This window comes from Paenibacillus sp. RRE4 (genome assembly GCF_031844205.1).
GTDB lineage: Bacteria > Bacillota > Bacilli > Paenibacillales > Paenibacillaceae > Paenibacillus > Paenibacillus xylanexedens_B.
Genome location: NZ_JAUZUT010000001.1, coordinates 2,035,733 through 2,058,711, shown reverse-complemented (window position 1 = coordinate 2,058,711; position 22,979 = coordinate 2,035,733). Strand labels below are relative to the sequence as shown.

The window sequence follows — 22,979 nt, the reverse complement described above, 5'->3', positions numbered from 1 at the left end:
TGCCCAAATTTTCATTATGCGCAACAAGTATGCAATCCATAAATTCAACAACAACGGAGTTGTTATGATGTTAAAAGTGAACCGAAATGATGAGCGTCCCATCTGGCAACAGCTGCTTGACCAGGCTATTCACAACATTACAACCGGGAACTGGCCTCCAGGTGAACTGTTGCTTCCGTCACGTGAGTTAGCCGGGCGAATTGGTGTTTCACGATCTACCATTCAGATCGTTTACGAAGAATTATTCAGCCGGGGTTATACCGTAACTTCACGTCGCGGTGGAACAAGAGTCAGTAGCTCGATCCAAGTGCTCCGTTCTTTAGAAGAGGAGCCACCGTCCGGGCCTGTAACGCCCGCACTGCCCGTAGTACACGAATCCATTGCCAAGCTACAGGGCTGGTTTGGAGATCAAGATACAACGCAAATGGATATTGATTTTAATCCGCATGAGCCTTACATCGATGAAACGTTCACGCAATCCTGGAGAAAAGCATTTTTACAGGCATCTGCTGAACCCAATCTTGATATTTGGTCGTACGGCGATGCCCGGGGTTTACTTCCGTTGCGAGAACAGATCCAGCGTTACTTGTCACTAGAACGAGGAATTCATATTGAAGCTGATCAGATTTTGTTAACTTCAGGTGCACAGCACAGCATTGATTTAATTGCACAGGCGCTTCTGACTGAAGGAGACAGAGTATCCGTGGAGGACCCCGGTTTTCCTGCTGCCTGGACCACCATGAAATACCGCGGTATGCAGATTGATGCCGTACCGGTAGATGAGCAAGGACTATGTGTAGATCGCATCCACCCGGAATCTAGGCTCGTATTTGTCACCCCTTCTCACCAATGCGCCACCGGTATCATCATGTCAGAACCGCGCAGACAGCAATTCATGCAATCGGCCAGCAAACGTGGAATGTGGATTATCGAGGACGATTACGATAGCGAATTCAGATATCGTGGAGAACCGATTCCCACCTTGTTCAGCCAACTGCCGCAGAATACGCTTTATATGATGAGTTTCTCCAAAATGATTGCGCCCGGTATACGTTTATCCGCAATTATAGGACCTCAAGCAGCGGTTGAGCGGCTTACCCAGATTCATGAATTGACTTATCGCCATCTCCCCATAATGGAGCAGTTAACGCTGAATCATTTTATTGAGCGGGGGCAATTTATGCGCCACATGAGAAGAGTTCGTAACATTTATCGCCGCAGACACGAAGTCATGACCAAAGCGATCCATTCTTCAGGTCTTGGTTCGCGTTTCAGATTAAGCGGAGTAGAAACGGGATTACATATACTTCTTGAAGCAGATGCGTCATGTGATGAAGCAGCAATAACCGCTGCCGCCCGCAGGCAGGGTGTCTGTGTTTATCCGCTAAGTAGATACTGTCTGGAAAGTGATCGTAAGGGATGGGTATTAGGTTTTGCAAAAGTGGATGAGGAACGAATTGAAGAAGGTATCTCCCGATTTGCCCGCGCCGTATTATAACAATTAAATATAGCCCGTCAGCATTGCAAAATCGATAAGAAGATTGCAGACGGGCTGTATCTATTTATGAGGTGAACGATGTTCCTGCTTCGTACAGAGGAAACCGGGATGTGATCTCGCGCACACAACCTGATATGTGCTGCTTTACTTTGGTGTTCGCTGGATTTTTAAAAGCAAGTGCGATAAGCTCGGCAATTTCTTTCATCTCCCCGGCACCAAGTCCTCTGGTTGTCATGGCAGGCGTTCCAAACCGAATACCGCTTGTAACTAACGGACTTGCTGTATCATAAGGAATCGAATTTTTGTTTGCTGTGATGCCAACTTCATCCAGCATCATTTGAGCGTCTTTACCCGTAAGGCCAACGCTGCGCAGATCAACGAGAATGAGATGATTATCTGTCCCTCCAGAAACAAGAGTAAGCCCCTCATTGATCATCGTTTCCGCCATTACTTTGGCATTATTCAGAACGTTGCTCATATAAACAGTGAAATCAGATTGCAATGCTTCCCCAAAAGCGACCGCTTTTCCCGCAATAATATGCATAAATGGCCCACCCTGCGTTCCTGGAAATACAGCTTTATCGATGGCCTGTGCCCAGGATTCTTTACACAAAATAGCACCTCCACGCGGACCTCGCAGCGTCTTATGTGTCGTGGTTGATACAATATGTGCATGCGGTACGGGGTTAGGGTGTAATCCTGCTGCAACAATGCCCGCGATGTGTGCCATATCTACAAACAGTAAAGCTCCCACTTCGGAAGCAATTTGAGCAAAAATCTCAAAATCAATACGCCTCGGGTATGCACTTCCGCCTGCAACGATCATTCGCGGACGATGTTTGTGAGCCAGTTTTCGAACTTCGTCAAAGTCAATAAGACCTGTTTGTGGATCGACACCATAGGGAACAAAGTGATAAAATCTTCCTGAAAAATTAACAAGATTCCCATGCGTCAGATGGCCGCCATGAGCAAGATTCATTCCAAGAATCGTATCCCCCATCTGAACTGAGGCAAAATATACAGCCATATTCGCCTGTGAACCGGAATGCGGCTGCACATTCGCATGTTCAGCACCAAATAGTTGCTTCAGGCGATGATTAGCAATATCCTCCACCGTATCAACATGCTCGCAGCCACCATAATATCTTCTGCCCGAATAGCCCTCAGCATATTTATTGGTTAATACGCTGGCCGTGGCCTCCATTACGGCTTGGCTCACAAAATTTTCTGAAGCAATCAGTTCTATCGTATCCCGTTGTCTTGCAAGCTCGTGACGGGTTGCTGCTACCAAAGTTTTATCTTGGCTCTCTATATGTTTTAACATTCTGATCATCCCTTCCAGGTTTCTTAACCATTTGTTCCAAGTGGTTTTTTGGCAAATTTATAATGAATTAGCAGATGCGCCATGACTCCAGCCACAAGTCCCCAAAATGCACCGCCGATGCCAAACAAAGTTACATTAGCCGCTGTTGCCAAAAATGTAATTAATGCCGTCTCCCGTCCATTCGGGTCCGCCAGCGCGTTAGCCAAGCTGCCGCCGATCGTTCCAAGTAAAGCCAGCCCTGCTAATGTGGCGATAAAAGCTGCGGGAAGAATTAAAAATAATGCGGCTAAGGTCACGCCAAAAATGCCGACAGTTATGTAGAAGACTCCGCAGGCAATGCCCGCAATATAACGCTTGGACTTATCTTCATGCGCATCTTTCCCTGTACATATGGCTGCGGTAATGGCTGCCACGTTGAATGCATGTGAGCCGAATGGTGCAGCGATAAGCGAACCCAGACCGGTTACCGTTAATATAGGGTTGGCACTCGTTCGAAAACCGTCATTGCGGAGAACCAGCATCCCCGGCATGTACTGCCCTGTCAGTGTAATAATAAATAACGGCAGGGCCACACCCAGTAGCGCCTGAATGGAGAATTCGGGAGCTGTGAATACAGGTAAAGCCACCGCCAGCTGAATGGAGCTGAAATCGGTTTTTCCCATAATCACCAAATAGATCAGGCCGAGAATCAATATACCAACGATTGCATAGCGAGATGTAAACCGTTTTAACACGATATAGGCAGTGAACAACAGAATAACCAGTACGGGTTCGACCTTGGCCCCTTCAAACGCGGAGATACCAAACTGGAGCAAAATGCCTGCAAGTAAACCGGAAGCGATCCCTGGCGGGATTAATCGGACGAACCGTTCGAACAAGCCAGACATACCCAAAATGACAAAACCAACGGCTGATATCATATAAGCACCTACGGCTTCTGAATAAGGAGTTACAGCCAGCATGGAGACAAGAAAGGCTGCAGCTGGAGTAGACCACGCTGTAATGATAGGTTCTTTGTAGCGGTAACTAAGCCATATCCCCGTGATCCCGACGCCAATCGAAATGGACCATATCCAGGAAGCGGTCATTTCCGGGCTCAATCCCGCTACTTTGGCCGCTTGAAACACAAGAATGAACGTCCCTCCGTAATTAACAATTACAGAAATTAAAGCAGCGGTCACTGGAGATATTAGATCACGCCCGCGAATCTTATTAGATGCTGTTTTCAATGTAAACCCCTGCCCCTCAACTAATCTTCTATCTTTGTATGTTCGTTCCAGTAATATTCATCGGGCAGATAACGTGGCCCAAATACATTGGTTCCTACACGAACGATGGTTGCTCCCTCTTCAATCGCCATACTGAAATCACCGGACATGCCCATCGATAATATTTCCATCTCGACACGTGGGATGTTTCTCTCTCTGATCTGTGTGCTGAGCTGTTTCAACAAGCGAAAACATTGGCGGGTCTCATCAGCTGATGCATGCAGCTTCCCTATCGTCATTAATCCTTTTACATGTAGCGTTTCAAATTGAGACAATTGTTTAACGAGCTCCACTGCTTCGTCTGGAGAAGCGCCGAATTTACTTTCTTCATAGGACGTATTGATTTGTACTAAAATGTCCATTGTCCGCTGTTCTTTGACAAGCTGTTCATGCAAGACCTGCCCGAGCTTCAGACGATCCACCGAATGAATCATTGTCACATACTTGACTACCTGCTTTACTTTATTCGTCTGCAGATGTCCGATAAAATGCCATTCCACCGCTTTGGACTGCTCCATAAGAGGATATTTATCTCGCAGTTCCTGCACCTTGTTTTCTCCAAACAGATGTTCACCTGTCTGCACGGCGATCTGTAACTTCTCCAGCGGTACCGTCTTCGTGGCTAAAAGCAGCTGCACATCGTTAACATTTCGTCCAGAAGCCTTGCAAGCCAGTGCCATTTGTTTTCTAACCATTTTTAAATTGTCTTCAACCGGATGATTCAAGCAAGATCCCCCTTTCTACTCCCCATTTGAATGACAGTATAACAACCTATGGACTGAATACACATATCCAAAGATGCAATTTTCGTGCAATCCAAAATCTAAATTCAACAATCTTTGCTTTGAGTATTTTTTTATTTCCAATAAAAAAGAGCCGCACAGTGGCGACTCATGGTATTAAAAATGATTGTTCAATCCAGTTCATAGGGGGTTGAGTTTAATCACCGACTTGCCACAAGATAAATTTCTAAAGAACTGCATTATCTTGCAGGCTTAAATAAAACTTTATAACAAATATCAAGACAAAAATCCCATTCCGGCTTTTTTGTCCAGAACGGGATTCTCTTACTCGCTAACTTTATTGATTCACATTATCTTTCGTTACCAGCTTCAATTCAGCCGGGATAGATTTCTCCACTTGTTTACCACTCAGCACATCGAGTGCCGCTTGCAATGCAAGCTGTCCGATCAACTCAGGTTGTTGAGCTACGGTAGCTGTTAGTTTACCATCCTGAATCGATTTAATGGCATCATCGTTACCGTCAAATCCGATCACCGGGATATCTTTACCCGAGCTTTGGATTGCTTCAATGGCACCAAGAGCCATTTCGTCATTATGGGCAAACACGGCTTGCACTCCTGGGTTACCTTGCAACAAGTTCTCCATGACATTTAACCCTTTAGAACGGTCAAAGTCAGCGGATTGTTTGGCAACTACGTCCAGCTTTTGGTCTGCAATCTCGTGGAAACCTTTGCCACGCTCACGGGTAGCTGATGCACCAGGTACACCTTCAAGTTCAATCACTTTAGCACCTTCACCAAGCTGCTTCACGATATATTCAGCAGCCATGCGTCCACCCTTCGCATTGTCCGAAGCTACAAGCGCTGCAACTTCACCTTTATCCGCAGAGCGGTCAAGCGTAATTACCGGAATGCCAACACTATTAGCGGATTGAACCGCTGTCGAGATTGCAGCGGAATCGGCCGGGTTAATAAGCAAAGCATCAACGCCCTGCTGAATCAAATCGTCCACATCATTGGTTTGCTTCGCAGAATCGTTCTGTGCATCTACGACCACAACCTGAATACCTTGTTTCTGTGCTTCGGCTACGACACCATCTTTCAGTGAAACGAAGAATGGGTTGTTCAATGTCGAGATCGACAAACCGATTTTCTTCTGTTCTTTACCTCCGGCTGACTTTGGTTTCGCCCAGCCTGGCGGCTCCAGCGAACATCCGGCTAGAACAACGATCAGTATCATGCTAACAAGCGTTAGTGTCCATTTTTTCATGTTGTTTTCTCTCCCTTAAGCGGTTTTCTTGCGGTCCAGCAGGACAGCGATAGCAATAACGACACCCTTCACGACCATCTGGTAGAAGGAGTTCACACCGAGCAGGTTCAGACCGTTATTCAATACACCAATGATCAGCACACCAATCAATGTACCTACAATGCGTCCGCGGCCGCCAGAGAGGCTTGTTCCGCCCAGCACAACTGCAGCGATGGCATCCAGCTCATAGGATGTACCTGCAGTAGGCTGAGCGGAGTTCAGACGCGATGTTAGAATTGCACCAGCCAGCGCAGCAAGCATACCTGCAAGGGAGTAGATCATAATTTTGACACGGGATACTTTGATACCTGAGATAATGGAAGCTTTTTCATTACCGCCGATGGCGTACGTTTTGCGGCCGAAGGCCGTTTTATGCAAAATAGTCCACAGAATCACAAACGTAATCAGCATCGTAATTGCTGGTACTGGAATACCAAGCAAGTATCCGCGCCCGAACAATTGGAACAGAAGACTGTCGCCCAAACCTGTAATCGGATTACCGTTGGTATATACCAGCGTCAACCCTCTGAAAATCGTCATCGTTGCAAGCGTTGCTATAAATGGAGCCATGTTACCCTTGGTAATCATCAGTCCATTGACCATACCCATGACTCCGCCAAGCGCAACCCCGATAATGATCGACAGAATCGGATCAAGACCGGATAACATCATATTGGCTACGAACGCACTCGATAGTGCAAGTATAGAACCAACCGACAAGTCAATCCCGCCAGTAAGAATAACAAACGTCATGCCAAATGCAATCAAGGCATTAATGGAAACCTGGCGTAGCAAGTTCAGAATATTAAGCGGTTCCAAAAAGCTTGGATTGAGCACGGAAACGATAACAATTAGAATGATTAATCCAAGAAGTGGGCCGAGTTTTTGTGTTACGCTAGACAAGCGGAAACCGCTTTTGGCTGTTTTAGTGTCCTGCATTGTTGTCATGTTACTGTCCCCCTGTAGCTAGTGTCATAATTTGTTCCTGTGTCGCTTGTTCCTTGGGCAGCACGCCGGTGATGCGACCTTCATGCACAACAGCAATACGATCACTCATTCCGAGTACTTCGGGTAGTTCGGACGAAACCATGATGATCGCTACTCCGCGATCCGTTAGTTCGTTCATGAGTTGATAGATCTCACGCTTCGCTCCAACGTCTACCCCACGTGTAGGCTCGTCCAGAATAAGTACACTTGGACCAATACCCACCCATTTGGCAATGACAACCTTCTGCTGGTTCCCACCGGACAAATTCCGCGCTGCGGTTTCCGAGGATTGCGTTTTGATCTGCAATCTTTTGATAAGTGTGTCTACAAACTCCTGTTCTTTCGCATTCGAGATGAAGCCTTTGCTGGAAAAGCTGAACAGATTCGTCAGTGCCATATTTTCACGGATGGAAAAGTCGAGCACCAGCCCTTCATCCTTCCGGTCTTCTGTTATAAAACCGATGCCGTGCTTCACTGCATCCGCTGGTTTGCGGATATTTACTTTTTTGCCGCGTATCTTAATCTCTCCGCTATCCAATCGATCCAGACCAAAGATGGCTCTCATGATCTCTGTACGCCCCGATCCCATCAGACCAGAGAAACCGAGTACTTCACCGGCTTTCACGTCAAAGCTGATATTTTCAAATAATCCCTTCCGATTCGCTTCCCTCACCTCAAGCACGAATTCACCATATTTTGGATGACGGGACGGAAAACGCTCAGTCAGTTCACGACCTACCATCTTGCGCACAACTTCATCAAAGCTTGTCTCAGGAATGGCTTTGGTATCCACAGTTCGCCCGTCACGCATAATGGTAATGCGATCACAGATTGCGAAAATCTCCTCCATTCGGTGTGAGATGTATACAATGGATACGCCATTTTTTTGCAAGGAACGAATGACCTCGAACAACTTCTGAATCTCACGTTCGGTCAAAGCCGCTGTAGGCTCGTCCATAATAATCACTTTTGCATTGGTCATAAGCGCTTTGGCAATCTCAATCATCTGCTGCTGTCCGACAGAGCACTCTCCTGCAGGGCGCTCAAGCGGAATGTCCACCGATAATTTAGCGAATTGTTCACTGGCAAGCGCTTTCATTTGTTTTGTGTTAAGCAACCCCATGGAGGACGATATCTCTTTACCGATAAACAGGTTATCCAGTACCGTCATCTCTGGCCAGACATTCAATTCTTGGTGAATAAACGTAAGCCCAAGTTGCTCTGCTTCTTTCGGACTACCGAAGTACGTCTCTTTGCCATCAATCTCGATGGTTCCTTGATCCCGTTGGTGCAGACCGATCAAAATGTTCATCAGCGTTGATTTCCCGGCGCCATTCTCCCCCATCAGGGCATGAACCTCGCCTTCTTTTAATTCGAAATCCACACCGCTTAACACTTGATTTGTGCCAAACGCTTTATGGATATTATGCATCTGAATGTGCATGGTGCTGCCTCCTTTTAACCGAAATGAACTCCCGACTGTAAAATACAATTGGCATACGGTGTTGCCTCGCCTGTCCGAATAACGGCCTTTACTTGACGGGTCAATGCTTTAAACTGCTCATGGTTCTGGCTATCATCGATGGTCTGCGAATCAAATTTCTTATTCAGGTACGCAAGTGTCTGCGGATTTTCTTCATGGATTTCACTGGCGATGATCACTTTCTCAATAACCATGTCGTCCGCAATGACATCCAATACTTCACGAAAGCTTGGTGTACCGAGTTTAAGTGCCAGATCAATCTTGAGCACACCATCCGGAACGGGCAAGCCCGCATCCGCAATGGCAATTTGATCCGTGTGACCCAGATCAGACAAGATTTTAGAGATGTGACTGTTCAAGATGCCGTTTTTTTTCATATAAAGTTCCCCTTTATTTCATTTGCAGACTTTCCTTTAGTACGTTATAGGCTCTCCTCTACTTCGTCCCTGGTTGGCATACCGCCCTGTGCTCCAAACTTGGTTACGGATAACGATGCCGCCCGATTGGCAAAACGCACACTGTCCTGAATCGATTTACCTTCAGCCAGAGCGACAGCAAATGCTGCATTAAATGTATCGCCAGCTCCGGTTGTGTCTACAGCTTCAACTTTATAGGTTGGCACAAGGACTTCTTCATTCCCGTCAAAATATCGAACACCCTTGCTACCTTCCGTAATGAATAATTTGTTTGGATGTTGACGTAGAGCTTCTGCAGGCTTCATACCTTTGAACAAAATTTCAGCCTCATGCTCATTCGGTGTAATATACGATGCATTGTCGATCACCTCTTGTGGAACCGCACGGGCAGGAGCCGGATTGAGCAGCAAAGGTGTCTTGTATTGGGCACATAATTGGCTGACATGAATGACTGTTTCTTCTGGAATCTCTTGCTGGATCAGCACAATATCCGCGTTACGAATCGCTTCAGCAGCTTCATCCACATAAGCAGGTGTCACTTCGCGATTGGCCGCTTCGACTACTACAATGCTATTATCTCCCTCTGCCAAGATGATATGAGCTGTACCACTTTCGGAATGTGTAACCGGTTTCACATTGCTTGTATTTACACGATTCGCTTTAAAGTTTTCTAAAATATCTTTACCGAATGTATCATCTCCTACACGGCCGATCATGACAACCTCGGCTCCCAAACGAGCTGCCGCAACAGCTTGATTGGCGCCTTTCCCGCCGGGTACTGTCTTAAAGCTTTCACCAAGCACGGTTTCTCCCGCGCCCGGTCTTCTGGAAGATGTGACAACCAAGTCCATTGAACTGCTTCCAATCACACAAATGTTAGCCATCGTTTCTCACCTTTCTCGTTGTTCCCCGTTCAATGAAGGACACGGGCAACTGTATGTTTTTATTCTCCATGTTATTTTGCTCTACTAACTGAATAAGTAATCCTGCTGCTTCTCTGCCCATCTCATATGCTGGCTGACGAATCGTAGACAATGCCGGTGACAACAATCCACTCATCGGAATATCGTCAAACCCGATAACCTGCACGTCCTGCGGAACATTCTTCCCGATGCGATAGGCTTCGTGCAATACAGCCATTGCAGCGATGTCATTACTGGCAATAACACCGTCCGTGTCTGGAAATTTTCTAAACAGTTCCTCAGCCCATACCCCTGCTTCATTAAATGAAAACGAGGTGGTTTGAATGACCTCATGATCCAGCCCCGCTTCCCGGATGACTTCAATCGCTCCTTCAAACCGATCTTGAGCCGGTCGAATATGGGACGGTCCTTGCATAACGGTAATTCTCTTGCTGCCCCGTTTGATGATCTCCTTGGCAGCCAGCCTTCCGCCTTCTCTGCCATCGGCATAGACCGAAGGCCGATCCAGCGAAGTTCTGTCCAGAAAGACGACGGGAATCTTCAGCTTTTCATATATCGAAGAGTGAGGGTAATTGGTGGATGAGATCACACCCACTACGTTATTCTGGATAAACGTCTGGATGTAATCCTGCTCCTTCCGTTCATCCTCATCACTATTTCCAAATATTAATCGGTAATCCTGCTCCTGCATCCGATCCTCCACACCCCGCGCAAGCTGAGGGAAATAAGGATTCGCAATGTCTGGAAGCAGTAAACCAATCAGTTTCGACTTGCGTGTGTATAGTGAACGTGCCACTTCATTCGGTGAAAAGTGAAGTGCCTTGACAGCTTCTTCAACTTTCTTGCGAGTATCTGCGTGCACATAGCCCCTGTCATTAATCACTCTGGATACCGTGGCTACGGATACACCGGCCAGATTTGCTACGTCTTTAATTGTTGTCATGGAATGTTCTCCTTATGTGTAACCGGTTACAGACATAAATTATCACATTATTTTTCATTTGGCAAGCGCTCTTTTGCTGGAAATGAAATCCACATCCGCTTTTCTCGCGATCATCTCTGTAATTTCTCTCATCCACCCCATAACCAGGTTCCCTGCTCCAAGCCATTTTTCTTCCAACACAAAACCAGGTTTTTATGATATGGTCTATAAGGCATGATTGTTTATTCTTACATACAGATGTGCACAACAAGCGAGGAGAAGATTAAGCGTGATCGAAAGAGATTCAACACTCATTAGTCCACAGGCAACAGAACATACGCAAAGTGAAAGTACCGCACGAGAAAACAAAAATCAAGGCGAACAGGAACATCGGAGCAAATGGAGCGATCCATTCATTGTCATGCTCGTTGCAGGCCTATGCTGCTTATTATGGGGAAGTGCCTACCCTTCCATCAAACTCGGCTATGTTGCTTTTCACATTTTGCCCGAAGACATCGCTTCAAAATACGTATTTGCCGGGTATCGATTCAGTTTGGCAGGTATATTGCTGCTGCTGCTTTATCGCGTTGGTTTCAGACGCAAGTTGAAACTTAGCGGGCGTGAATGGGCAAGCTTGAGCATGCTCGGCGTATTGCAGACGGGACTGCAATATATGTTTTTTTATGTAGGCGTAGCCAACACCACCGGTGTCAAAGGCTCGATCATGAATGCAACAACCACGTTTTTCAGTGTTGTATTGGCCCATTTTATCTATAAAAATGATAAGCTGAGCCGTAACAAAATCATGGGCTGTGTGATCGGGTTTATTGGTGTCATTATCGTCAACTTTCATGCAGACTTGCTTACCTTTTCATTCTCTTTCACAGGAGAAGGATTTATCATTATGGCCGCTCTCGTTTTCTCGGTAACAGCTATTTACGCGAAGCGTTTAACTGCAACAATTGATGTTATGATGATCACCGGCGCTAGTCTTCTAGTTGGCGGATTGGTGCTGACTTTGCTCGGTCTGTCACTCGGAGGTCAAGTCACTCATTTTACATGGGAATCCACACTGAATCTGGTGTATCTGGCTTTGTTGTCATCCGTAGCCTTTTGCCTGTGGAATCTGCTTCTGAAGTACAACAAAGTAGGCAAAGTATCGGTTTATAATTTCTTGATTCCTATCTTTGGAGCTTTGTTATCCGCACTATTTCTGGGAGAAACGATCTGGGAACTGAAAAACCTTGTTGCGTTACTATTGGTATCTGTGGGAATTTATCTGGTCAACCGGGTAAACTCACTTCGAATGACAAAAAGCCGCTAATCAGCGGCTTTTTTCACCTTGTAAACAATACTAGATTAGTAAATTACAGTGTAATCAATCAAGTCTTCTTCTTCTTCATAATTGAACATAATACCATGTTTACCCCATTTATATATCATTTCGTATCCGCCAACGGCTTCATTGTAATATTCCGAAGACGGTTTTCCAAGCCACAACTTAATGTTATAAGGTGAAAGATATTGCTTTTCATTATAAAGTTCGATGTTGGATACGCGAGATTTGCTCTTCAATTCATGCAGATAGGAACCAAATCCGATACCAAAGTTTGCATATTTGTAAATAGCACCCCACTCCCCATTAGACTTGGATTTAGGTTTACCAAGCTTCTTTTGAACGGTTTGCAGAGTCACACCTGTTTTAATATCCGTTCTTCCTGGAAGCTGACCCTTGGAAGCAGCATCCTTGAGACCCTTCAAGTAAGCACGATCCCCAACACCCGAATTAGGCCAAGCTGCAATCTTTTGATTTCGAGTATCATCGAGACGCATCTGTAATTGGTTTGCATTCATTTTAAAGGTATTGAATTCGTAGATACCCTGTACATTATTATAATACCTGAATTGTACCCGACCATCTGACAAAGACCGAATTCCCTGATCCCTCATAGCAACAGTAGAGTCCCCACCGGTTTTGCCATCATTAAGCACATAACTCACGCGCTTCAACTCACCGGATTGAATCACAAACGTTTTAATCATATTCACATTCGATGAGCCCCACTCCGTGATCATTAACAGATCCGGGATACCAGACTCCTTACTGTTCACAACAAAATTCCAATTTTGACGTAAAATAATGGTATCCAGTTCCAAATTAACATGCTGCACCGTGCCGAATGCTTCTCCCGATTTGAGAAGTGCTGCACGATATGATCCTGTGTAAGTTACATCTCCTGCTTTATTATCTCCCCAGCTATCAAGTTCGGTTAAAGTACTCGCTTCCTCATCTTCAGCAAAAATATAAACCGTATATGCAGTCTGCTGTGCATCTCTTAATGTAAACGAAAGTCTACTTTGTTGCTTGAGTTGGTCGGCAGCAATTTGCTCTCCACTTGCTCCGGCCGTGCTTAAACCCAAGAACAAAGAACTTAGAACAGAGGCAACCAAAGTTAAGAGCATCAGAATTGCCCATTTCGTATGATGTTTCATATAAGTCATGATGTAAGCTCCTTTATGTATTTAATATATTTCTACAAACTTGAGTATTTCTTTTACGTTTAGATTTCTTATATTGGTATTTCTAATTGGATCTGAGTTAATTATTCTCTCTCTCGCGCTCTCCTTTCCGTTTTATTTGATCTGAAGGAAACATCTCCCTCTAGTTCCAATTGCCTAAACTATAATAACATACTTTCTCCCGCTAAAAAATGTAAATAACACGGAATACGTAGCCCACTCCTTACACTAGAAAACAAACAAGAAACCCTGCTGTTCTTCCTCAGCAGGGTTTGAAATAAATAATAGTACTTAAAACTTCCCAATATACAGCCGGTTTATAGGCAAGAGTACACTACATTACGCAAGCGGCGTTGCACATAATGCTCCTGACTGTTCAACAGGTGCTGCGCATACATCACCGTCAGTCCAGAATCCGGATCGATAATGGCCATACAGCCTGCCGCACCGGCCCATCCAAATTCGCCAACCGGACTCAGTGATCCACTGCCTGCTTTGGAGATATGTGTACGAACGCCGAGACCATAGCCGTAACCATACATATGATCCCATGAAAAGTCTAGTCGTGTCATGTCATTCAGATGATCAGCTCTCATGAGTTCGACGGAAGCCCGGGACAGAATTCGCACGCCTTCAGGACTTGTGCCAAATCCGGTCAGTGCATTAAGGAACTTGGCGTAATCGTTCACGGTGGATAACAATCCGGCACCGCCACTATCCAGTTCCGTACCTACACGGAAACCGTTGCCATCCATTCGTACCGCTTTATCTTGCTCCTCATCAAAAAGGTATTGAGGAATCAAACGAGACTGTTGCTGTTCGTTCAGATCAAAGGTCGTATCATGCATGCCGAGCGGTTTAATGATCTCATCTTGCAAATATGTGCCAAATCGTTTGCCACTTACAACCTCGACCAGCGCACCAAGCACATCATGACACATGCTATAATTCCAGTGTGTTCCTGGCTCAAACATCAGCGGTTCCTTCGCCACAGCTCTCGCAAACTCCCGTGTAGGCAGTGTACCGTGGGTACGTTCCACCGCTTCCTTGATACTTGGCGAATGGATATCATATGAAAAACCAGCAGTCATCGTAAATAGATCGCGTACTGTTATTGGTCTTTTCGCTTTCTCGTAATATACCTCGCCATTTGGAAGTGCCTTTTTCACCTGCATTTCTGCAAATTCGGGTAAATACTGAGAAATCGGGTCAAGTAAAAGGATATCTCCTTTCTCAACCAACTGCAACGCAGCCACACAAGTCATAATCTTGGTCATGGAGTAGAGATTAAAGATTGCGTTGTCGCGAATTGGCGTCTTCTCCTCCAGATTTTCGAATCCATTGCGATACTGGAAAACGGTTTCGTTTTGATGCATAATCAGCACTTCTGCCCATGGCACTCTCCATGAGGTTAAGCGATCAATTAATGAAGCAACAGGTGTAAAGTCCATATTTCCCCATCCTTATATGTAGAATTGTTTGGTCTGTGCCCTTCAAGAGCACTTAGCGAAATATACTTCTCTTCCGTTTAACATATACTACTATACGACCTTTTGAACCTGTTGACCAGTTTGATTAAATGTTAATTTCGTTAGGCCAGATTTTGCAATTCAAATGGCAAAAAGCCGATCCATAACTGGACCGGCTAATACACTTCATATCATATTTGCACGCTAATTTGGATAAGATCGTCTATTCTCAACCGATTTCATCCGATTCTGGTCATCCGTTACGTGATCCTGACTAAATTCCTGCCCTGCCTCCATCTCACCGTGACCGGATACGTTGCGGGAGAAATTGGTGAATTGTCTTTTGTGCTCGTCCTGTTCGTGCTTCTGTTTCAAAAGTTCCTGCGGGTCCTGCTTGGTCATCACACTGACCTCCTTTTTGTAATGTCATGTATTTCTTCACACTACTCAAGTTTTCCATTCAGAAGCCCTGCTTATGCAGGCAATCTAAGTCAATGCCCGGGAAAGGAGCTAACGCCGAAAATGAAACGTCTTCTCTTGTCTTATCCTTTGAGTGTGAACACGCCGGTATACAAAGATAATCCTCCAGTCGTGATACAGCAACAATCCAGTATCGCTCAAGGTGATCCTTACAACCAGTTTATTGTCTCAAGCCTTAATCATAATGGAACACATATTGATGCGCCATGGCACTTTAACCCTCAAGGAAAAAGGATCAGTGAGATTGCGATTGATGATTTTATTTTTACGCATCCGTTGGTGATTGATATTCCCAAAAGTGAAGATGAGTTGATCACCAAAGCTGATCTACAGCCTTTTGAACATCAGATCGCTGGTGCAGATCTGTTGCTTATTCGCACTGGTTTTGGCAAAATTCGCTCATCTGATCCTGAAAGATATGCTAACCATAACCCGGGTTTATCCGCCTCGGCAGCACAGTACCTGATGATTTTCAACTCTCTGCGTGCCATTGGTATCGATATGATATCCGCTGGTGCAGCGAATAATCCAGACGAAGCCGTTGCTTTTCACAAGATTATTTTGGGTAAAGGTCGGGTCGATGGCAAGTACATTCTCGTCATTGAAGATCTGAATCTGAATCAGGATCTCTCACACATAGCCAAGGTTTACGCGATACCACTGTACATTGAAGGTGTTGATAGCAGCTTTGCCACTGTTTTCACCGAAGATTAAAGCTCGCCAAGGGAAAGCCAAGAGTGAGGATGGTAAAGTCTATGAATGGCATTCAAGAACCGCAGTACCCTCGCAGTCGGGAAATTTCTGATTTCGTCAAAGGCTTTGAGACCACGTTTGTCTTTCAAGCCTGCTTCATATAGATAGCCGTTCCATCGGCCCACCCTGACGGTAGCGGAAGCTTTGTGGCAATCGGCTGTGAGGTTAGCAAATGAACTTCTGAAATACGGTACTGCTTGGCCAGCCTAAGTAGTACCGTATGGCGCTTTTCCAAAACAAACTCGCATTGCTGCCCATCGTCGGACCAGACCGCATCACCGAAGATCGCCTTATACTTGCTTACCCATTCTTCAAGATCTGGTACATCAATAACCAGTTTATGTATTCCAATCGCACCATTCCGATGTCTAAGCTCTTGTTCGCTACATGGGACCGCCGGGGTGTATGCGCTCATAAAAAATGGCAGGCGGAAATCTGCAGGTGTAGCTATCCACCATGTTTGCTTGCGCCCGTCTTGCAATGTCTTGCTCATATTTATTTTTTTGCCGATGGTTGCCCCGGCTTGTTTCATCTCCGCCAAGGTTGTCTCAACCAACTCGTGGGGCACAGAATCCAGCGCATAATCCGTTACTCCCTCTGTACTTCTGATGTAATGCATATATCGGCTAATTATAGACGGATGAAGGGGACGTATCAGTTGAAGCACAGCCAGAATAAGCTTATCCGGAGCTTTAATCGGCTTCGGATTGAACAACTCCAGAAAGGAGCCGTCGCGGAAATAAATAAGCGCATTATGTGCTGTCGCGGGGTCAGTGCGGTACGTAACGGTAAAGCCCCATTTCTCGTAATTCTTAACCATATGTTTCAGTTGCTTGGCTTTTAACAAAATATGTCCGATCGCAAATTTGTTCATGCATACGCGCCTCTTTTCTATTATTAATCTTTACCGCGGCGTGTCGGTCCTCTCTAAAATAGTGCGCCAGCCTGCACATAAGAATGGGACAAGTAAATTTATGTATTCATTCGCTTCCGCTCGGGTCATTTTGGATGTAACGATTTCGAGCAGCTGTTTATAATTTTGTTTGACCAGTAAGGCGATTACCCTTACCGGCAGGCTATTCTTTAACAAGCCGAGTTGAAGCATTTTGTCGATATAAGCTTGCGTGGAAGTGATATCCAGCTCAATCAAGGAGTTAATAAATCCCTCCATTGAGGAACCTGCCGAATGATTCAATAGTAAATCGAATACGTCAAAATTCTCATAAATGTAGTCTACGAATTGATGTGCTACTGTCTCTGAAGTCGTTAAATCTGTTATAAATTCTTTCGTGGTCAACAGTTCCAACTGGCGGCCTGCTATTTCCTCCAGCTTGCTCTGAATATGGTTGGCTGCCGGGCCTACGACTGCTTCAAATAAGATATCTTTGTTTGAAAAATAGCGGTAAATTGCCCCCGTGGTCATTCCTGCCCGCTGCGCAATGAAGCGCAAATTAGCAGCTGCGTAGCCCTTCTCCATAAATTCGGCTTTGGCGCATGCGAGCAACCTCTGTTCTGTCAATTCAGCTTTGCTGGTGCTCATCCTGAACAGCTCCTTTCACCTGTTCGTCCGCTTGATTGACTTATATGTAGTACCAAAAAATAAGAAAAAGCGCTGACAAGAGGGTTTCTCTTATCAACGCTTGTTCTTAGTGAATGTCTTTCTTCTTGAAATTGCCGCCCTTCACTTCGGCTACATCGTAGACAACAACAAAGGCTGTAGGGTCAATCTCGTTAATAATTTCTTTGATTTTACTCTCTTCCATCCGGTTGATGACACAGGTGATTTCCTTGAACTGCTCATTGGAGTACCCACCATACGCCTCGGTATACGTTGCTCCACGTCCGAGTCGATCACGAATCGTTTCCACCATGACTTCCGGTTGTGTCGTAATAATTTTGAATGTCTTCGAACCGCTCAAACCTTCTTCGACGATATGTATGACTTTAGAGGCAATGAAATAAGCGAGTCCTGACAAAATAGCGCCTTGCAAACCAAATACGGTCGAAACAACGATAAATACAAACATGTTCAGGAACAAAATCAGGTCACTCGTTCCGAACGGAAGCTTACGAGATAACAGTACGGCAAGCATATCAATCCCATCCAGCGCTCCGCCGTTACGCAGTGCTAGACCCATACCAAAACCGATGATGATACCGCCCACAACCGTAACCAACAGTGTATCACCTTTAATAATCGTAGGCACATGATGCATCAGACTGGCACTGATCGCAAGAGATGAAATACCAATGACGGAGTATAGTGCAAAACTTTTACCAATCTGCTTGTAACCGAGCCATACAAACGGTATGTTCAACAATCCAATTAATAATCCGAGTGGCAAGCCGAACAAATTAGAGCCGACGATACTGAGACCGGTTACGCCACCATCGGATACCTGGTTTGGAATCAATATGGCCTCCAGACCATAGGCCGTGATGAATCCCCCGATAATGATGAGTAGCACTTTGGAAAGGATTTTGAGCTGGTTCGACTTGTGTGGTTTGTGTTGATGCATTCCATTTCCCCCTTCATACTTAATAAACGATAAACACGATAAATTTTAACAAACATAAAAAATAGTCTATAACAAAAATCACACATTTGGCAATAGAAGGACAATGCAACGACAGTTCAGTCTGCCGATCACAACCAATCTCTGTTACATTATTTCCCGATGAAGGATCGATATGCCGTAATTTTAAGTTCAAGCATTTCATTCGCCGCATGAAGGGTATTCATCTGATCTTCAACGGCTTTTTTATGGTTCTCTAACAGCTTCAAGCGTTCGGGTGCCGTATGCTCACCTTCTTGAAATAAAGAAGCATACTGTTTGATAATCGCAATCGGCATTTGCGTTTCTTTTAGTTTGATGACAAACTGCAACCATTTAAGATGGGACTCATTGTAACGCCTGTCCCCGCTGGAGTCACGCAAAGGGATTATAATTTGTTCCTTCTCATAATAACGCAACGTATGTGCACTGATGCCCAGCATCTCGGCCACTTCTCCGATCGTATGCATGCTTGTTTTCACCTCCTCTTTCAGATGGCTTGACTTAGAGTAAACTCTAATCAGTATAATCAATTCGTGGTCATCCCACAATATAAATTGAATAGGGCGTGTCTGAAAACGCTGAAGAAAGCAGATTTTGCCGAATTTTCGTTCCAAGCAAGGAAGTTTCCCGCAGGCGTGCCGGGGCACGTCAAGGGGAAGTGACGTAGCATGGGGCGAAAAGGGGGTAAAAGATGCACTTCAGTAGGTTTCAAGACACGCCCTAGATCTCAGGAGGATTTCACATGAAATATACCGTTATTACCGGCGCCAGCTCAGGTATCGGATATGAAGCCGCTTTAGCTTTTGCAACCAGAGGCAAACATCTCATTTTAGCAGCCCGCAGAACAGAAGCCTTGGATACGTTGAAAAATAAAATTGCCGAAATCAACCCGGAACTCGATGTTGTTGTTCGTACAGTGGATTTGTCCATTGCCGCAGATGTACATGCTTTCTATGACAGCTTGAAAGGTTACTCCATTGAAACATGGATTAACAACGCAGGCTTTGGTAACTTTGCTTCAGTCGGTGAACAGCATCTACCCAAAATTGAGCAAATGCTTCATCTGAACATTGAAGCACTAACGATTCTCTCGACTCTGTATGTTCGGGATTATGCCAATACTCCGGGCACGCAGATCATCAACATCTCTTCAGGAGGCGGCTACACCATCGTTCCGGATGCGGTAACCTATTGCGCTACCAAGTTTTATGTCAGTGCCTTCACCGAAGGCTTGGCACAAGAACTTCAGAGCAAAGGCGCTCCAATGCAAGCCAAAGTACTCGCACCTGCGGCCACAGAGACCGAGTTCGCCGAGCGTGCCTTTGATCTGGATCAGTTCCAATATGAAGGCCGCGTGCCCAAGTTCCACACAGCCGAGCAAATGGCAGGATTTTTACTCGATCTGTATGACAGCAAACATGTCGTAGGTATCGTGAATGGGCTCACGTATGAATTCGAACTGAAAGACCCGATCTTCCCCTACGCTACAAGAGCTGCGACCAAACCTGTCGATTCAAACAAATAAAAGGAGTAGCCAAAAAAGGCTGTCCCCTGGTCACACGAACTCCGTGACCTTGGACAGCCTTTTGACTTATACTGCACTATTATTGCTCTCTATTGTAATATCTCTCTATTGATCGGATATATAATAAAGTATCAAGCCAGGCGCATTTTGAAATCCTGATATCCGAATTCACGTACAACTTCGCAATCGCCATCTTTGCGTTTCACAGCTATTGCTGGCAAAGGCATGCCGTTAAACGTATTGGTTTTGACCATAGAGTATATGGCCATGTCTTCAAATACGAGACGATCGCCTTCTTTCAAAGGCTCATCGAAGGAGTAGTCGCCTATCACGTCACCAGACAGACACGTTTGGCCACCCAGACGATACAAGTGCGCTTTCTCCCCTGCTTCTCCTGATCCGATCAATGGCGGACGATACGGCATCTCCAGAACATCTGGCATATGACAGGTTGCGGAAGTGTCCAGAATGGCAATATCCATGCCGTTTTTGTGGAAGTCCAGTACGGAAGTCACCAGATAACCTGCGTTGAGAGCAACCGCCTCTCCCGGCTCCAGATAGACTTCCAGACCATACTCATCTTGCATCCGTTTAATGCAAGCTTCCAGTCTTGGAATGTCGTAATCTTCGCGGGTAATATGGTGTCCCCCGCCGAAGTTAATCCATTCCATCTGCGGCAACCACTGTCCGAACTTCTCAACAACTGCATTCAGCGTTGTTTCGAGATCGTCCGAGTTTTGCTGGCACAGCGTGTGGAAGTGCAGTCCAGATACCCCTTCAAGCAACGCTGCACGGAAATCCTCCTGCTTCGCGCCGAAACGTGAACCTGGAGAACACGGATCGTAGATCTCGTGTCCTTCCTGCGTGGAGCATTCCGGATTCACACGCAAACCGACCTTACAGCCTGCTTGCAATGCTTTATCCTTGAATTTTGCCAGTTGTGAAAAGGAATTAAAAATGATGTGATCACAGATCGATACAATCTCATCCATCTCTTCCTCACGAAAAGCCGGAGCAAAGACATGATTCTCTTTGCCCATCTCTTCGTGACCGAGACGCGCTTCATACAAACCGCTCGCAGTCGCACCGCTCAGGTATTCTCCAATGAGAGGATACATCGCCGTCATAGAGAACGCCTTCTGAGCGAGTACGATCTTCGCTCCTGTACGTTGCATTACACCGTTCAGGATTTTCAAGTTTTTCTCAATAAGGGCTTCGTCAACAACAAAACAGGGTGTCGGTAATTGCTCGAACCGCATGTTAGCGAACAAGCTCCGATTCTTTGGCTTTGGACTCTTCTGGCAGCTCATCCACGAGAACCGGATTGAAGTCTTCTACCCAAGGAAGTCCCCATTTGTTCAGTTCTTCCATGAATGGATCCGGGTTGAACTCTTCCACGTTGTAAACGCCTGGTTTGTTCCACTTGCCTGTCATTACCATAGCTGCACCGATCATTGCCGGAACACCAGTTGTGTAAGAGATCGCTTGGGAACCAACTTCTTTATAGCACTCTTGGTGGTCACAGATGTTGTATACATAATATGTTTTGTCTTGACCGTCTTTTTTACCTTTGAAGATACAACCGATGTTCGTTTTACCTACTGTACGAGGTCCGAGTGATGCAGGGTCAGGCAGTACAGCTTTCAGGAACTGCAAAGGAATGATTTGTTTTCCTTCGAACTCGATCGGCTCGATGGAAGTCATGCCTACGTTTTCCAGAGCTTTCAGGTGAGTCAGATAGCTTTGACCAAATGTCATGAAGAAACGGATGCGTTTCAAGCCAGGGATGTTTTTCGCCAAGGACTCCAGTTCTTCATGGTACAACAGGTACATATCTTTTTCGCCAACTTCTTTGAAGTCGTACACACGTTTGATTTCCATCGGTTTAGTTTCGATCCATTCACCATTCTCCCAGTATCTGCCTTTCGCAGAAACTTCACGAATGTTGATCTCAGGGTTAAAGTTGGTAGCAAATGGGTAACCATGGTCGCCGCCATTGCAGTCCAGAATATCGATATATTCAATTTCGTCAAAATAGTGTTTCAATGCGTATGCAGAGAATACGCCAGTTACGCCCGGGTCAAATCCGCTACCCAGCAGTGCAGTGATGCCTGCTTTTTCGAAACGCTCTTTGTAATCCCATTGCCAGCTGTATTCGAATTTCGCCGTATCTTCCGGCTCATAGTTTGCTGTATCCATGTAGTTTGTTTTCGTAGCCAAGCAAGCATCCATGATCGTCAGATCCTGGTATGGCAGTGCCAAGTTCATTACGATATCCGGTTGGAACTCGTTGATCAATGCAATCAGCTCATCTACATTGTCCGCGTCCACTTGAGCTGTTGTAATTTTTGTTTTACCTCCGTCCAATTTTGCTTTCAGATCATCACATTTGGATTTGGTACGGCTTGCGATACAGATTTCTTCAAAAACCTCGCTGTTTTGAACGCATTTGTGTACTGCTACAGAAGCCACGCCGCCGGCGCCGATGATTAGTGCTTTTCCCATTTTCTCATTCTCCTATCCCCATAATTAGGATTTTTTAGTTTTTGTTTTTTTTCGTAAAATTCCAAGACGTTCGCAGTTGTATTGTTTCATTATGCAACGTCCACCCGCTCCTGATACAATAAAAAAAGCAAGGTGAAAAATGTCGCACTTTTGCGCACACCATCACACTTGCTTGTCGATATACATCATAAAAAAGACGTGAAGACTCCTTGACCAAAAAAGTCCATAAGAACCCCTTCAGCGGAAAGCTTCTTCATGTATATCAATATTGGATCAGAGTCTATATAGCAAATAAT

22 protein-coding genes are annotated in these 22,979 nt (G+C 45.4%); 4 read left to right on the top strand and 18 right to left on the bottom strand.

Features of this window, described 5'->3' with window-relative positions; all coding sequences use genetic code 11:
- The first annotated feature begins 67 nt into the window (after positions 1-67).
- Positions 68-1,498 carry a MocR-like pyridoxine biosynthesis transcription factor PdxR gene (gene pdxR / locus Q9R46_RS09310; protein WP_311280984.1) on the top strand — a complete coding sequence of 477 codons (1,431 nt, stop codon included), beginning with the start codon at positions 68-70 and terminating at the stop codon, positions 1,496-1,498.
- Between the two features lie 64 nt (positions 1,499-1,562).
- Here the strand turns inward: pdxR and Q9R46_RS09305 are convergent, their stop codons facing one another.
- From Q9R46_RS09305 to Q9R46_RS09265, 9 genes are all read right to left on the bottom strand, one after another.
- A complete protein-coding gene (locus tag Q9R46_RS09305; protein WP_311279795.1) occupies positions 1,563-2,822 on the bottom strand; it encodes a serine hydroxymethyltransferase in 1,260 nt (419 codons plus the stop codon).
- A 23-nt stretch (positions 2,823-2,845) separates the two neighbouring features.
- Positions 2,846-4,051 (bottom strand): benzoate/H(+) symporter BenE family transporter, encoded by a 1,206-nt coding sequence (locus Q9R46_RS09300; RefSeq protein WP_311279794.1) that lies wholly within the window; start codon positions 4,049-4,051, stop codon positions 2,846-2,848.
- A 20-nt stretch (positions 4,052-4,071) separates the two neighbouring features.
- Positions 4,072-4,815, bottom strand: a complete 744-nt coding sequence (locus Q9R46_RS09295; protein WP_311279793.1) for a YggS family pyridoxal phosphate-dependent enzyme — start codon at positions 4,813-4,815, stop codon at positions 4,072-4,074.
- Positions 4,816-5,170: 355 nt separating this feature from the next.
- On the bottom strand, positions 5,171-6,103 hold the full coding sequence (gene rbsB / locus Q9R46_RS09290; RefSeq protein ID WP_145330672.1) for a ribose ABC transporter substrate-binding protein RbsB: 933 nt from the start codon (positions 6,101-6,103) through the stop codon (positions 5,171-5,173).
- A gap of 15 nt (positions 6,104-6,118) precedes the next feature.
- Positions 6,119-7,090: an ABC transporter permease subunit gene (locus Q9R46_RS09285; RefSeq protein ID WP_090915883.1), complete on the bottom strand. Its 972-nt coding sequence runs from the start codon at positions 7,088-7,090 to the stop codon at positions 6,119-6,121.
- A gap of 1 nt (position 7,091) precedes the next feature.
- Positions 7,092-8,573 carry a sugar ABC transporter ATP-binding protein gene (locus Q9R46_RS09280; RefSeq protein WP_311279792.1) on the bottom strand — a complete coding sequence of 494 codons (1,482 nt, stop codon included), beginning with the start codon at positions 8,571-8,573 and terminating at the stop codon, positions 7,092-7,094.
- 14 nt (positions 8,574-8,587) lie between these two features.
- Positions 8,588-8,989: a D-ribose pyranase gene (gene rbsD, locus Q9R46_RS09275; RefSeq protein ID WP_311279791.1), complete on the bottom strand. Its 402-nt coding sequence runs from the start codon at positions 8,987-8,989 to the stop codon at positions 8,588-8,590.
- Positions 8,990-9,033: 44 nt separating this feature from the next.
- A complete protein-coding gene (gene rbsK, locus Q9R46_RS09270; protein ID WP_311279790.1) occupies positions 9,034-9,912 on the bottom strand; it encodes a ribokinase in 879 nt (292 codons plus the stop codon).
- The gene (locus Q9R46_RS09265) at positions 9,905-10,894 is read right to left on the bottom strand and encodes a LacI family DNA-binding transcriptional regulator (RefSeq protein ID WP_311279789.1); all 990 of its coding nucleotides are present in this window, start codon (positions 10,892-10,894) and stop codon (positions 9,905-9,907) included. The genes rbsK and Q9R46_RS09265 overlap by 8 nt, the downstream gene beginning before the upstream one ends.
- 268 nt (positions 10,895-11,162) lie before the next feature.
- Here Q9R46_RS09265 and Q9R46_RS09260 point away from each other — a divergent pair, with 268 nt between their 5' ends.
- Positions 11,163-12,197: a DMT family transporter gene (locus tag Q9R46_RS09260; RefSeq protein ID WP_311279788.1), complete on the top strand. Its 1,035-nt coding sequence runs from the start codon at positions 11,163-11,165 to the stop codon at positions 12,195-12,197.
- A 35-nt stretch (positions 12,198-12,232) separates the two neighbouring features.
- Here Q9R46_RS09260 and Q9R46_RS09255 read toward each other — a convergent pair whose 3' ends face one another.
- From Q9R46_RS09255 to Q9R46_RS09245, 3 genes are all read right to left on the bottom strand, one after another.
- Positions 12,233-13,375, bottom strand: coding sequence for a DUF4309 domain-containing protein (locus Q9R46_RS09255; protein WP_311279787.1), 1,143 nt, complete (start codon positions 13,373-13,375; stop codon positions 12,233-12,235).
- Between the two features lie 335 nt (positions 13,376-13,710).
- Complete coding sequence (locus tag Q9R46_RS09250; RefSeq protein WP_311279786.1) at positions 13,711-14,844, bottom strand: serine hydrolase domain-containing protein; 1,134 nt, start codon at positions 14,842-14,844, stop codon at positions 13,711-13,713.
- Between the two features lie 222 nt (positions 14,845-15,066).
- A complete protein-coding gene (locus Q9R46_RS09245) occupies positions 15,067-15,264 on the bottom strand; it encodes a hypothetical protein (protein WP_145330658.1) in 198 nt (65 codons plus the stop codon).
- A 120-nt stretch (positions 15,265-15,384) separates the two neighbouring features.
- Here Q9R46_RS09245 and Q9R46_RS09240 point away from each other — a divergent pair, with 120 nt between their 5' ends.
- The gene (locus Q9R46_RS09240; protein ID WP_311279785.1) at positions 15,385-16,056 is read left to right on the top strand and encodes a cyclase family protein; all 672 of its coding nucleotides are present in this window, start codon (positions 15,385-15,387) and stop codon (positions 16,054-16,056) included.
- A gap of 124 nt (positions 16,057-16,180) precedes the next feature.
- Here the strand turns inward: Q9R46_RS09240 and Q9R46_RS09235 are convergent, their stop codons facing one another.
- From Q9R46_RS09235 to Q9R46_RS09220, 4 genes are all read right to left on the bottom strand, one after another.
- On the bottom strand, positions 16,181-16,969 hold the full coding sequence (locus Q9R46_RS09235; RefSeq protein ID WP_311279784.1) for a VOC family protein: 789 nt from the start codon (positions 16,967-16,969) through the stop codon (positions 16,181-16,183).
- Between the two features lie 30 nt (positions 16,970-16,999).
- Positions 17,000-17,635: a TetR/AcrR family transcriptional regulator gene (locus Q9R46_RS09230; RefSeq protein WP_311279783.1), complete on the bottom strand. Its 636-nt coding sequence runs from the start codon at positions 17,633-17,635 to the stop codon at positions 17,000-17,002.
- A 106-nt stretch (positions 17,636-17,741) separates the two neighbouring features.
- Positions 17,742-18,614: a YitT family protein gene (locus Q9R46_RS09225; protein WP_311279782.1), complete on the bottom strand. Its 873-nt coding sequence runs from the start codon at positions 18,612-18,614 to the stop codon at positions 17,742-17,744.
- A 149-nt stretch (positions 18,615-18,763) separates the two neighbouring features.
- Positions 18,764-19,120: a MerR family transcriptional regulator gene (locus tag Q9R46_RS09220; RefSeq protein ID WP_090915862.1), complete on the bottom strand. Its 357-nt coding sequence runs from the start codon at positions 19,118-19,120 to the stop codon at positions 18,764-18,766.
- A 275-nt stretch (positions 19,121-19,395) separates the two neighbouring features.
- On the opposite strand from Q9R46_RS09220, the gene Q9R46_RS09215 reads away from it, so the two are divergent.
- Positions 19,396-20,178 (top strand): SDR family NAD(P)-dependent oxidoreductase, encoded by a 783-nt coding sequence (locus Q9R46_RS09215; RefSeq protein WP_311279781.1) that lies wholly within the window; start codon positions 19,396-19,398, stop codon positions 20,176-20,178.
- A 131-nt stretch (positions 20,179-20,309) separates the two neighbouring features.
- Here Q9R46_RS09215 and nspC read toward each other — a convergent pair whose 3' ends face one another.
- Complete coding sequence (gene nspC / locus Q9R46_RS09210) at positions 20,310-21,437, bottom strand: carboxynorspermidine decarboxylase (RefSeq protein WP_145412973.1); 1,128 nt, start codon at positions 21,435-21,437, stop codon at positions 20,310-20,312.
- 1 nt (position 21,438) lies between these two features.
- The gene (locus tag Q9R46_RS09205; RefSeq protein ID WP_311279780.1) at positions 21,439-22,683 is read right to left on the bottom strand and encodes a saccharopine dehydrogenase family protein; all 1,245 of its coding nucleotides are present in this window, start codon (positions 22,681-22,683) and stop codon (positions 21,439-21,441) included.
- Positions 22,684-22,979: the final 296 nt, after the last annotated feature.

Bases quoted from the DNA above. Each gene is read 5' to 3' on its own strand.
- pdxR (WP_311280984.1), top strand. From the start codon at position 68: ATGTTAAAAGTGAACCGAAATGATGAGCGTCCCATCTGGCAACAGCTG.
- Q9R46_RS09305 (WP_311279795.1), bottom strand. From the start codon at position 2,822: ATGTTAAAACATATAGAGAGCCAAGATAAAACTTTGGTAGCAGCAACC.
- rbsB (WP_145330672.1), bottom strand. From the start codon at position 6,103: ATGAAAAAATGGACACTAACGCTTGTTAGCATGATACTGATCGTTGTT.
- Q9R46_RS09285 (WP_090915883.1), bottom strand. From the start codon at position 7,090: ATGACAACAATGCAGGACACTAAAACAGCCAAAAGCGGTTTCCGCTTG.
- Q9R46_RS09280 (WP_311279792.1), bottom strand. From the start codon at position 8,573: ATGCACATTCAGATGCATAATATCCATAAAGCGTTTGGCACAAATCAA.
- rbsD (WP_311279791.1), bottom strand. From the start codon at position 8,989: ATGAAAAAAAACGGCATCTTGAACAGTCACATCTCTAAAATCTTGTCT.
- rbsK (WP_311279790.1), bottom strand. From the start codon at position 9,912: ATGGCTAACATTTGTGTGATTGGAAGCAGTTCAATGGACTTGGTTGTC.
- Q9R46_RS09265 (WP_311279789.1), bottom strand. From the start codon at position 10,894: ATGACAACAATTAAAGACGTAGCAAATCTGGCCGGTGTATCCGTAGCC.
- Q9R46_RS09255 (WP_311279787.1), bottom strand. From the start codon at position 13,375: ATGACTTATATGAAACATCATACGAAATGGGCAATTCTGATGCTCTTA.
- Q9R46_RS09250 (WP_311279786.1), bottom strand. From the start codon at position 14,844: ATGGACTTTACACCTGTTGCTTCATTAATTGATCGCTTAACCTCATGG.
- Q9R46_RS09245 (WP_145330658.1), bottom strand. From the start codon at position 15,264: ATGACCAAGCAGGACCCGCAGGAACTTTTGAAACAGAAGCACGAACAG.
- Q9R46_RS09240 (WP_311279785.1), top strand. From the start codon at position 15,385: ATGAAACGTCTTCTCTTGTCTTATCCTTTGAGTGTGAACACGCCGGTA.
- Q9R46_RS09235 (WP_311279784.1), bottom strand. From the start codon at position 16,969: ATGAACAAATTTGCGATCGGACATATTTTGTTAAAAGCCAAGCAACTG.
- Q9R46_RS09230 (WP_311279783.1), bottom strand. From the start codon at position 17,635: ATGAGCACCAGCAAAGCTGAATTGACAGAACAGAGGTTGCTCGCATGC.
- Q9R46_RS09225 (WP_311279782.1), bottom strand. From the start codon at position 18,614: ATGCATCAACACAAACCACACAAGTCGAACCAGCTCAAAATCCTTTCC.
- Q9R46_RS09220 (WP_090915862.1), bottom strand. From the start codon at position 19,120: ATGCATACGATCGGAGAAGTGGCCGAGATGCTGGGCATCAGTGCACAT.
- Q9R46_RS09215 (WP_311279781.1), top strand. From the start codon at position 19,396: ATGAAATATACCGTTATTACCGGCGCCAGCTCAGGTATCGGATATGAA.
- nspC (WP_145412973.1), bottom strand. From the start codon at position 21,437: ATGCGGTTCGAGCAATTACCGACACCCTGTTTTGTTGTTGACGAAGCC.
- Q9R46_RS09205 (WP_311279780.1), bottom strand. From the start codon at position 22,683: ATGGGAAAAGCACTAATCATCGGCGCCGGCGGCGTGGCTTCTGTAGCA.